This window comes from Helicobacter sp., from assembly GCF_022770205.1.
Classification (GTDB): Bacteria; Campylobacterota; Campylobacteria; order Campylobacterales; family Helicobacteraceae; genus Helicobacter_D.
Genome location: NZ_JALEIK010000038.1, coordinates 293,181 through 304,301, shown reverse-complemented (window position 1 = coordinate 304,301; position 11,121 = coordinate 293,181). Strand labels below are relative to the sequence as shown.

Genomic DNA, 11,121 nt, shown 5'->3' with positions numbered 1-11,121 from the left:
AATAAATCATTTAATGATGCACCAGTGCCGCTTTGTTCAATTGTAATACTATTTGCCCCAGAGAATTTAAGTTCAGTATTACCACCACTAAAATCTAAACTACTACCACCACTGCTTCCTGTAACTTTAATGGTGCCTGCAACATTACCTGCGCCATTACTAGTAACATGGAAGCTAACATCCTGCCCTGCAACTGAAACACCTCCTTCACCTGTTACTGAGAAATTCGCATTTCCTGCGGTCGCTAACAGACCCACACACGCTAAAGAGAGTGCGAAACTTTAACATCAATAGTTGCGCCTTTTAGCGTATTAGCTCCACTTGCATTAAAGACAAAAATTAGAAAGTGTGCATTTTGTTAAATTTAAACTTATAATTTCACAATTTTTGCACCAAAGCCACCAGCTTTTGGCGGGGCATCTTGAAATTCTACAACTTTTGGATGGGATTTTAAAAAATCTCTTACCACGCTTGAAAGGCGTCCTGTTCCGATTCCGTGATAAATTAGCACCTCATCAAAACCAGCAATTAGACTCTTTGAAAGAAAGCCTTCTAAGGCTTCTAAGGCAGCTTCTGCACGCATTCCGTGCAAATCTAGCGTGGGGGAGGCGGCTTGTGGGGCTTGAATGTCAATTGTTGTTGTAGGTGTTGGTGTGTTGCCGCTTAACTTTAGCTCTCTAAAGGCTACTTTAACTTTCATTCCATTTTCTAACTCTATTAATGCGCCTTGCTTGTTCGTGCTTAAGATGATTCCACGCATATTGCGGTATTTTATGCGTGCGCCTTTGGTGTAGGAAATGTTGGAATCAGATTTGTTAAGGCTAATGTTGGAATCGGATTTTATGGATTTTGCTTTGTTTATCAAAGTATTTGCGTGGTTTAATGCTCTGTGAATATCACTTGTAGATTTTTCTTTGGCTGCGATTTTAGCGGCGTTTATGGCGTCTTGGTAGGTGGCTTCTAGCCTGCTTTGGAGCTTGTTAAACTTCTCTTGCAAGGCTATTTCTTTACCCTTTAAATGCTGGATTTTCTGCTCTAAAAATGCACTTCTTTCCTGCGCTTGTGTGATTTCATTATTGAGTTGCATTTCAAGCTGGGAAGCATTTTGGATTAAAACATTTAACTTCTCTTTATCCGCACCATAAAGGGTTTTTGCGCTATTAATCAGTGCTTTTGGGATTCCATAGCGCAATGCAGTTTCAAAGGCGTAACTCTTGCCAATTATGCCATCTAAAAAGCTAAAAGTTGGAATCTGATTTGCTTCATCAAAAAGGGCTGCTAGCAGTTGCACACGCTTATCCCCCGCCATTAGTGCTGCTAAGCGTTTATGGTGTGTGGTGATAATGATTTTATTGTGATTTTGCATCAAAGATTCCAATAGCACTTTAAAAAGGCTTGCTGCTTCATCGCTATCTGTGCCTAGCTCAATCTCATCAATGCCAATGATTCCATCGCTTTGTTTTAAAATATGGCTAAACTCTAGCATTCTACCCCCAAAGGTAGAAATATCGTTTTTACTATTTTGCGGATCTTCTAAGATGCAATGCAAATGCTTAAAACTACCCACGCTAGATTTTGTCGCATTAATGGGAAGTGGAATTAAATATTTTGAGAGAAAAACCACGCTTAAAAGGGATTTTAAAAGCATTGTTTTTCCACCAGCATTGACTCCTGTTACCATTAACACTTGCCCTTTAAAATGCAAAGTAATGGGCTTTGGATTCTTTAATGCGGGATGTTTAAAGGAATCTAAAATAATCTCAGTAGAATTTGGCTTAGGAGCTAGAAACTCCAAATTCTTAGCTTTAGCAAAATGTATGCGCGCTTGGTAAGCATCAAAGCGGTCAAACTCTTTATCAATGTATTTTAAAAACAATAGATGCTTCGTGAAAATGCTAGAAATTTCGCGTGTGATTTCAAAAAGTTTTGCTTCTTTTTGATGCGTTAATGTGTTTTGTTTATCTTTTAAATTTACAATGCTTTGGGGAAGAACATAAAAAAACCCTGAGGCAGAGCGGTCTAAAATCTGTCCTTTTAGAATGTGATGGAATCCAGCCTTTAAAAGCAAGCATTCCTCATCATTGACTAGGTGAATTTGCCTATCAACTAGGTAGGGGGTGAGTTTATTTTGGTTTAAGATGCGCAAGAGCTGCTCTGCAATCTCTCTTTTTAAGCGTTCAAGGCTGGCATTAATGGAATCCAATTCTAAATAAATTCCCTCTTTTAGCTTGCCATCTTCTAAAAAAGAATGGATAATGGGGAGAATTTGCTCTGGAATTTGGATTGCTCCAAACCATTCCCCTAAAATCCCCTCACACTTTAAGCTCTTTAAATAAAGAAAATAGCGCATAATTTTCACAAATTCAAAGATTTCATCTAATTTTAAATAGGCAAATTTTTTAAGTAGCGCAAGCTGTGATTGTAAGTTTTTCACTGCTATTGGCGGAGTAAAAAGCAATGTTTCAAGGGCATTAATGTAGCGCAAATGCACCTTTGTATCGCCCTGTAAGTATAAATCTTTAGGGCGTGCTAAAAAGCCTTCAAAGCTTTCATAATATTCTTCTAAATCAAGTGTTTTAAGATTTTCTTGCACTTTTAAGACTCTTTTATAATGCAGGCTTTTAGCGGGATTGTTACGCGCTTATGTTTGCCCCCTTCCTTACCCATTAGCGTAAGCGTGCCACTGATAAAATTAAAGGTTGCATTGCTCACTTCTAAACTCTGTGTGCCAACTTGACACTCTAGCATTTTACCTTGCAGGAAACTTTGCGCAAGCTGCGTCAAATGCGCCTCTGCCCTATCTTGATTAAGCGTAAAAATCCCAATACCCAAAGCAATCACTAGCAATGCAATGCCAATGCTTAAGCGCGCTTTATAACTGATGAAATTATATTTTGCAAGCAGTTGGAGCAGTAAGGCAAGCAAAAGAATAACAAGGATTGCAATCAGAATAAAACGCACCATTAGATTCCTCCTCTTAGAGCATAGGTTAAATTTCCTGCATTAAAACCTACTAAAATTCCTTTTTCTAAACACGCAATTTGCTTGCTATCTTTGAATAAATGTAGCGCATTGCCTGTGCGTTTCACTTCATCAACAAAGATAGGATTATACCGCGCAAAAAGAGCTACAAAATCCATAGCAATCGCATCTTCACCTGCTGCATACACCGGCAAAATTACCAAAGCATCTACACCTTTAAAACAGGCAATAAAACCCTCTAAATTGTCTTTAATGCGCGAGTATTTATGCGGCTGCCAAATAGCAACTAGTTGCTTTGCTCCTGTTAGCTCTTGGTATTTTTTGAGTGCTTTTAGTGTAGCAGTGATTTCTGTGGGGTGGTGGGCGTAATCATCAATAATCACGCACTCACCCTGTGTTAAAATGTCAAATCGCTTTTTGATTCCACAATAATTTTGGATATTTTTTCTAATTTCATTCAAAGGCAGAATCTGTGAAGCTGCCAAGATTGCAAGAGCTGCATCAATAGCGATGTGTTCACCTAAACCATACACGCTAAATGTGCCATAATCCTTATTAGCATTTGTCAAACTAAATTGCGTCTTTGGCATACCATTTTCTACAATGTAACGGATATTTTGCAAATCTTTGCTAGGATAGAAACGCACACAAAGGTTGCCTAAATTTTCTAATCCCCCTAAAAAGGAATCTTCAGCATTAATAATACAAATCTTTGCAAGGCGCAAAAAACTTTCATAAGCTTGATAAAATTGCACTAAATCATATTCATAAGCTTCCATATGCTCAGGCTCTGCATTGGTAACAATCGCACAAGTGGGATTGCATTCTAAAAAGCTTTTATCTGATTCATCCGCTTCAAACACAACGCGATTTCCGTCTAATGCGCGTGTGTTTGACTGAAATTCTTTACTCTCTGCACCAATTAATGCGCTTGCATCTTTTAAAATCGCACTCAAAATTGCTGTTGTCGTGCTTTTGCCGTGCGCACCAGCGACTGCAAAAACTTCTTTATTCCCTAAAATCCTTTTTAACGATTCCTTGCGTGAGAGCACAGGAATATTTTGTGCACGGGCTTCTTGGACTTCAATATTGTCTTCTTTAATGATTGCAGAGTGAATGACTAAATCCTGCCCACAAATGGCTTCCTTAGAATGCGGAATACTAACCTTTATCCCCATTGCCTTTAACTCTTTTGTAAGACTTCCTTCTGCGACATCAGAACCGCTAATCTCCACGCCTTGTGCGCGTAAAAACTTCGCTAACGCAGAGATTCCAATTCCACCAATTCCTATAAAATGGATTCTTTTAATCATATCCATTTTGCAATCCTTAAAAGCGCATCCTTAATCACTGCCTCTTCATACACCAAAGCTAAACGCACAAAGTTACTTCCGGGGTTTTGTCCTTGTGCATCTGTGCGCGATAGAAAACTCCCAGGCAAAACTAAGATATTTTCTTGCTCTAAGAGATTGCGCGTAAAGGCTAAATCATCATCCACAGGAAGCCACACATAAAAGCTGTCTTTTGGAATGGGTAAATTTGGAATCTTTTTGCATAAAATTTCTTGCACTAGCTTTAGATTGCTTGCGTATTCTTTGCGTGAAAACTCTGTGTGTGCTACATCACTCCAAGCAACGCTTGCTGCTTTTTGCAAAGGCAAAGGAGAGGCACAACCCACATAAGTGCGATATTGTGCATAATCTTTTAAGAGAGTAGAATCTCCTGCTATAAAACCACTTCTAAGCCCCGGTGCACTAGAACGCTTAGAGATAGAATTTAAACTTAAGACATTTTTAAATTGCGTATTTCCCACTGCAATGCTTGCTTGTAAAATAGAAGTTGGCTTTTTATCGCTGTAAATTTCACTATAACATTCATCGTTTAAAAGCAAAAAGTCATATTCTAAGGCGTGATTTACCCATTGTGCTAGGGAGTCTAGGGACATTGTAGAGCCTGTGGGATTGTTAGGCGAGTTTAGAATCACTAGATTGCATTCTTGCATTTGTGCTTTAGTTAAACTTGGAGTGAAGTTGTTTTGGGGTGTTAGATTCATATAGATTGTTTTTGCCCTTGTTGCAATGGCTGCCCCTTCATAGATTTGATAAAATGGGTTTGGATGGGCTATCACAGGGGATTTTTTGTCAAATAAATAAAATTGTGGGAAGTTAAATAGCACTTCGCGCGTGCCAAAGGTTGGGATTAGCATTGCGAAATCTAAATCCACACCAAAACGGCATTTTATAAAGCCTAGCATTGCTTGTTTTAAATAATCTTCACCGCCAGTTTTTGGATATTTATTAAGTAAATCCACGCTGTCTTTTAAGGCGTTGCAAATGTTTTTAGGAGTTGGAAACTGCGGTTCTCCAATGGTAAGCGCAATACGCCCTGCCTTGATAGGAATGTCTTTAATGAGTGCTTGGAGTTTCTCAAAAGGATAGGGCTGAAAATCCATTACTTTTTCCTTTTTACGGATTTTTTATTGGAATCTTTTTTGGATTTGTTATTGTTATTGAATTTATTTTTGTAACTATTCTTATCTGATTTTTTATTGCCCTTTTTATGCTTGTCTTCTAATTGAAATTGCAAGGCGTTTAAGTCCTTTTTATTTAAGCCTATTTTGTTTGGTCCTAGCACTTTAGAATCTGCAAGCACCATTGAAAGAAGCTTACAAACAAGCTGTGTCATATCCGCATTCCCACGCACTTGCTCATACACACGCAAGGCATCATCGCTGATTGTGTGCTTTAGGATTTTTTCTAAAATCTTAGCATCCTTTTTGTCCATTGTGTCTTGTATGCTTGGAATCTCATACAATGCAATGCTTGCCTTTGTATTCTCCTTAATGCGACGCAATTCTTTAAACTCCAAAGGTGTTGCAAGTGTGATTGCTACGCCTTTTTTACCCGCCCTGCCAGTTCTTCCGATTCTATGCACATAGGATTCTGGATTTAACGGAATATGAAAGTTAAACACATGGCTAACGCCGCTAATATCAAGCCCTCTTGCAGCAATGTCTGTGGCAACTAAAATATCAACAAGGGAATCCTTAAAGGCTTTAATGGATTTTACGCGCTCTCTTTGCTCCATATCGCCGTGCAATGCACTAGCTTTAAAACCACGTGAAAGCAAGCGTTGGGAGAGCATATCAGCTTCCTTTTTCATTCTTGTGAAAATGATTGCCTTTTGAGGCATTTCACTATCAATAAGACGCACAATTGCATCTTCGCGCTCTTGCTCATTGATGATATAATAACGCTGAATAATGTCTTGATTTGTCGTATCATCTGGAGTTACTTTAATAAATTTTGGATTGCTTAGAATCTTTTGCGCTAAATGCTTAATAGGTGTTGGCATTGTTGCTGAAAAAAGCAAGGTTTGGCGGTCATTGGAAAGATAGGTAAAAATCTCTTCAATATCGTCTAAAAATCCCATATCCAACATTTCATCGGATTCATCAAGCACCACAACGCTAGGATAGAAATTTTTTAAGCGTTCATTGCGCAAATGATCTAATAATCGCCCCGGAGTTGCAATAACCACTTGGGGTTTTTTCTCCAAAAGTTCAATTTGTCGCTTAATAGACTGCCCACCAAAAAGAGAAACGGTTCTAACTCTATTGTATTTACCAAGCTTAAAGATTTCATCGCTCACTTGCATTGTTAATTCTCTTGTTGGCGTAATAATCAAAACTTCAATGCTTCCATCATTTTTCAAATTGTTAATCACTGGTAAGCCAAAAGCAGCGGTTTTTCCTGTGCCTGTTTGTGCTTGCGCAATCACATCAAGTCCATCTAAAATAATTGGAATCGCTTCTTTTTGGATGGGGCTAGGCTCTGTAAAACCTGCCTCCCTAATCCCTCTTAGCACACTTTTTTTAAAACCAAAATCCTCAAAACTTCCCCCTATATTCCATTGATACATATTTGTTTGCTGTTTCATAATTCCCTTTTATTTTAAATTTCATAAGCCCTAATTATAGCATTAAACTTACCCAATTTATTCAGTAAAGCCAAAGCGATTTTCCTTAACAGAGCCCGGTAGAATAGAAAATTTTGTGTTTTCATTTGCTTTTAATGCTTTGATTTCTCTTATAAATTCATTAGGACTTTTCCATACATTTTCTGGATCTATGTAGATGCAATCAAAATGTATCTCATTAACCATTGTAAAATAAATTGTATTTTTATAAGCAGTTTTAACAACATTAAATTTATTTTGCTCTAGTATTTTTAGTTTAATCTCTGTTGCGCGCTTTTCATTTGTGCTAATGACTAAAAAGTATTTTCTATGTTTTTTGCAAACCCTATTCACATAACGATAGACTAAGGCATCTTTTTCATTCAGTCTGTCTTTATTAAGATGCTCCATATACTGCTCTACAAAATAAATGATATTGGGAATGCGATCATTTTCTGGAGTTTTGAAAAAATTTTTAGAAAATGCAACAGATTTTGTAACTTTATGATAAATTTTATTATCTAAAATTGTAATACAAATATCTAATCCGCTTTTAACTTTTTTAAAAATTCGGATATAAATTTTCTGATAAAGTTCAGAAAAAGATTTTAAATAAAAAGCATCAAATTTCTCTTTCATACCCATAAGATGCGTAAAAAGTCCGCCATAATATTTTTCTGCCTTTAACATTTCTTCTAGATCTTTTTTTAACTTATTTAATTTTTGTGTGCTTTTATCTAATTCCACATTAGATTGTATTCTACGCTCAAGCAGCAAAATGTCGCCCTTTAAGGTATTAATGCGCTTTTGCGTTAGATTTTGACTATCTTTTGTATTATTAACAGCCACAACTAAAGCTTGATAATGACACTGCTTTGACAAAAAAGAATCTTGGAAAATTTGTTGCAAATTGGCATTATTATAACGCGAAAAATCAGAAAATGCGGAATCCAAACGCGTCATAACACTTAATTCCTCTATAAAATCATCTTTAGCAATGGTTTTGTCATTAAAAAGTAAATGATCCAACGCCTTCATACCAAAACGCTTTAAATGCGTATAATCAAAGAAGATTTCTTCTTCAAAAACAGGCAAATCATTAAGAAAAGAAATTGCTAAAAACTCCTGATGGAAGTAGTTTTTAATAGTCTCAACAAGCTTAATGGTAAGTGGAATTTCTTTAATTTTAGTGTAATCTGTGCTTTTATAAATCTTTTGCACGATTGCATCACGCGCATTGCTTTGAAGTGTAAGCAACTCTTCATCAGTATCATACCTCCAAAAGTCTGCCTCACTCACCATCGTGTTGCCACCAAACTCTTGGAATTTTGAAACTTTGCAATCTGTAATTTGATGCGCTTCATTACAGCGGAATTCTACATACATTCCAACCATTGGCATTACCTTTTTATCGTGCCAAGTTTCTTTATTAAAATCAAAAAGCATTTTAGAAGCGTTTATCACAACGCCCTTACCATTGCTATTTAGATAACGAACTATTCTGCCGTGCATTGATTCTGCCTTTGATGCATTATGCAATAAACTTCTTGCATCTGTTTTTCTAATTCCTCAAACCATTTTGGATTCTCTGGGGTAAAAGATTCCAAATACTGCACGCTAAATGGCGCATTATCAAACTCTAGCTTTTCAAAGTTAAAGCATTTCCGCGTGCCACAAAACACAACAGGTTGCACCTTTAGCTTAAAATGCTCCACTAAAACCTTTGCTCCACTTTTAAAAGGAAGTAGTTTTTCTCCCCCTTTAGAGCGTGTGCCTTCTGGGAAAATACAGAGCATTCTGCCACTATCTAGCCTATCTTTAGCTTCTTTTAGCAAAAACACAAGCTCTTTTTTGCTCTCACGATTAATTAAAATCATCCTAGGGGCTTTTAGTGCGTGTCCATACAAAAATGCTTCACCAAGCTCTTTTTTAGCAATCCAGCAAAGATTATTAGGATGGATTGCTTCAAAATACATCACATCCATAAAACTTTGATGATTCATAATTAAAATTTGCGCACTTGGATCTAATGCACCCTGTATGTGCGCCTTAACCCTAAAAAGCTTTAAAAAAACTAACGCTATGCTTTGGCGGATTTTGCGATGAAAGGCATTAAAACCATACATTAACACAATGCCAAAAGGTATGACAAGCAAAATATACACCAATGCGCTATAAGCTCTAATCTTGGACATCATCTTTTCTCACCCATCCTATGCGTTCATCTTCTAAGAGCACTTTATAATAATGATTGCGCTCTCCTAAAATCTCTGCTTTTATCGCATTTTGCGTCGTTAAAACAATTGTAGAATTAAATGTCGGCTGGATTCTTAAAACAACATTAGGTTTAAGCGTTACTGTACTCTTTAGTGTTAAAAAATACAACAATAGCCCCAATGCAAAAACAGCAAACACGACAAAAATCACCTTACGCTTATACACATAAAGCCCAAAAAACAAGAGCGCAAAGAATACCATCAAAGAAATTTGGAAAAATTGATAATTATTTTTTGGTCTAATATCACTCTGTGTGCTAACGCGATCTTCAATGGCAATATTAGGAACTTTTAGCGTTTGGTATTTTGCATTTTGTGTATTAAAATAATCAAAGCTAATAACATCAAGTGTCTTTGGCACAATCACATAATAAAATGCTACTGCCTGCCTATCATCTCCGCTTTTACTTTCAATACCTTGCTGTTTATAGGAATCTAAATGAAAATCAAATAAATTTCCCATTGTGCTTTGGAGTTGAAACACTGCCAAGTTTTGCGTTAAATCATAGCTTGTAATCTTAGTGTCTAAAATCTGTAAATCTTGCGCTAAAACTTGGGAATATGCACCCTTGCGTTCTAGTTTAATGGCTCTGCCATTGCTTCCAACAAGACTCTCACTCACCAATCCATCGCTCGTATGCACATCTACTTTAAGACTAGGAATTGCAAATTGTGATTGCTTGATTTTTAAATAAAATGTATTCTTAAGACTAGAATCTTCAACATTTAACACCCAAGGCTGCCTAGGATTCAACACCTCTACACTATCTTTTAATGCGAAATCTTCAAAAATAAATTCTGTGTTAATAGCAGAATACTGCGTAAAAATTAACATTTTAAATTCTAAAGCAATCACTTGATTAACATATAAAATATCCACTAAAGGTGTGCGTGCTTCTAAATAAACATTTTTCACTAAAGAGTTATTAGAAGCTGCCTTAAATAAATCTTTTATCCTTGTATCTTGCTCAAATTCACTAGAAGGATTTTTAGATTCCATATTGCCTTGCGCATCTTCTATCGCAGCATCAGGGAGCGGAGTTTGTGCGTCAATGGCATTCTTTTTAAAATCCGTATTTTGCGCCTCATCGTTGATACTATCAACAAGCAATGGAGCCTCTACATTTCCTAGCGCACTTAAACGGCTTTCTGCCACTCTAAAAACTTCTAAAATGCGTGCTTCCTCTGCAAAAACCACTCCATAAATTCCAAAAACCCAAAAGGCACACAAAAGAGCAAACGCAATTCTCATAAAATTTTCAAAAAACCCTCAAGCATTTTTAACCCAACATCTTCGCCCAACACTTTTTCTACAGCGCGTTCAGGATGAGGCATTAGCCCAAAAACATTTCTTTTAGCATTACAAATTCCTGCAATATTACGCACAGAACCATTGGGATTTTTGACATATTCTAGTAAAATTTGATTGTTTGCTTCAAGTGATTTTAGCCCTTCTTCATCAATATAATAATTCCCATCTGCGTGCGCAATGGGAATTCTAAGCACATCTCCATTTCGAAATTTTTCTAAAAAAATATTAGAATTATTTACAACTTTTAAATCACATTTTTTAGAAATAAAATGTAAATTTACATTGCGCTTCATTGCACCTTGAAGCAAACCACTCTCCAACAAAATTTGGAATCCATTACAAATCCCAAGCACATAACCACCTGCATTTGCAAACCTCACAACTGCCTGCATAATGGGAGAAAATCTAGCAATCGCACCACTGCGCAAATAATCCCCATAACTAAATCCACCCGGAATCACAACTAAACGTGTATTTTTAGGAAGCTCCACTTCTTTATGCCACACAATTTGCGTTTTCACACCAAGTAAAGAAAAGGCATATTCCGTATCGTATTCACAATTTGTGCCTAGAAATTGAAGGATTGCAACCATT

The 11,121-nt window shown here is 36.7% G+C and carries 10 protein-coding genes; all 10 read right to left on the bottom strand.

From position 1 onward, the window contains the following. The coding region (locus tag MRZ19_RS08505; protein WP_291031861.1) for a hypothetical protein at positions 1-257 on the bottom strand (257 nt) is incomplete at its 3' end. Positions 258-370: 113 nt separating this feature from the next. After that, a complete protein-coding gene (locus MRZ19_RS08500) occupies positions 371-2,593 on the bottom strand; it encodes an endonuclease MutS2 (protein ID WP_291031860.1) in 2,223 nt (740 codons plus the stop codon). 2 nt (positions 2,594-2,595) lie between these two features. Beyond that, entirely contained in the window at positions 2,596-2,964 is a 369-nt protein-coding gene (locus tag MRZ19_RS08495; RefSeq protein ID WP_291031859.1) for a hypothetical protein, read from the bottom strand. After that, positions 2,964-4,301, bottom strand: a complete 1,338-nt coding sequence (gene murC, locus MRZ19_RS08490; RefSeq protein ID WP_291031858.1) for a UDP-N-acetylmuramate--L-alanine ligase — start codon at positions 4,299-4,301, stop codon at positions 2,964-2,966. The genes MRZ19_RS08495 and murC overlap by 1 nt, the downstream gene beginning before the upstream one ends. Continuing rightward, entirely contained in the window at positions 4,292-5,434 is a 1,143-nt protein-coding gene (locus tag MRZ19_RS08485; protein ID WP_291031857.1) for a succinyldiaminopimelate transaminase, read from the bottom strand. The genes murC and MRZ19_RS08485 overlap by 10 nt, the downstream gene beginning before the upstream one ends. Continuing rightward, positions 5,434-6,921: a DEAD/DEAH box helicase gene (locus MRZ19_RS08480; protein ID WP_291031856.1), complete on the bottom strand. Its 1,488-nt coding sequence runs from the start codon at positions 6,919-6,921 to the stop codon at positions 5,434-5,436. The genes MRZ19_RS08485 and MRZ19_RS08480 overlap by 1 nt, the downstream gene beginning before the upstream one ends. 57 nt (positions 6,922-6,978) lie before the next feature. Next, complete coding sequence (locus MRZ19_RS08475; RefSeq protein WP_291031855.1) at positions 6,979-8,451, bottom strand: hypothetical protein; 1,473 nt, start codon at positions 8,449-8,451, stop codon at positions 6,979-6,981. After that, a complete protein-coding gene (locus MRZ19_RS08470; RefSeq protein ID WP_291031854.1) occupies positions 8,436-9,137 on the bottom strand; it encodes a 1-acyl-sn-glycerol-3-phosphate acyltransferase in 702 nt (233 codons plus the stop codon). The genes MRZ19_RS08475 and MRZ19_RS08470 overlap by 16 nt, the downstream gene beginning before the upstream one ends. Beyond that, positions 9,121-10,467: an SH3 domain-containing protein gene (locus MRZ19_RS08465; protein WP_291031853.1), complete on the bottom strand. Its 1,347-nt coding sequence runs from the start codon at positions 10,465-10,467 to the stop codon at positions 9,121-9,123. The genes MRZ19_RS08470 and MRZ19_RS08465 overlap by 17 nt, the downstream gene beginning before the upstream one ends. After that, entirely contained in the window at positions 10,464-11,120 is a 657-nt protein-coding gene (gene purQ, locus MRZ19_RS08460) for a phosphoribosylformylglycinamidine synthase subunit PurQ (RefSeq protein ID WP_291031852.1), read from the bottom strand. The genes MRZ19_RS08465 and purQ overlap by 4 nt, the downstream gene beginning before the upstream one ends. Position 11,121 lies beyond the last annotated feature (1 nt).

What these genes read in the sequence shown, in the direction of transcription:
- MRZ19_RS08495 (WP_291031859.1), bottom strand. Translation starts at nt 2,964, where the DNA reads ATGGTGCGTTTTATTCTGATTGCAATCCTTGTTATTCTTTTGCTTGCC.
- murC (WP_291031858.1), bottom strand. Translation starts at nt 4,301, where the DNA reads ATGGATATGATTAAAAGAATCCATTTTATAGGAATTGGTGGAATTGGA.
- MRZ19_RS08485 (WP_291031857.1), bottom strand. Translation starts at nt 5,434, where the DNA reads ATGGATTTTCAGCCCTATCCTTTTGAGAAACTCCAAGCACTCATTAAA.
- MRZ19_RS08480 (WP_291031856.1), bottom strand. Translation starts at nt 6,921, where the DNA reads ATGAAACAGCAAACAAATATGTATCAATGGAATATAGGGGGAAGTTTT.
- MRZ19_RS08475 (WP_291031855.1), bottom strand. Translation starts at nt 8,451, where the DNA reads ATGCACGGCAGAATAGTTCGTTATCTAAATAGCAATGGTAAGGGCGTT.
- MRZ19_RS08470 (WP_291031854.1), bottom strand. Translation starts at nt 9,137, where the DNA reads ATGATGTCCAAGATTAGAGCTTATAGCGCATTGGTGTATATTTTGCTT.
- MRZ19_RS08465 (WP_291031853.1), bottom strand. Translation starts at nt 10,467, where the DNA reads ATGAGAATTGCGTTTGCTCTTTTGTGTGCCTTTTGGGTTTTTGGAATT.
- purQ (WP_291031852.1), bottom strand. Translation starts at nt 11,120, where the DNA reads ATGGTTGCAATCCTTCAATTTCTAGGCACAAATTGTGAATACGATACG.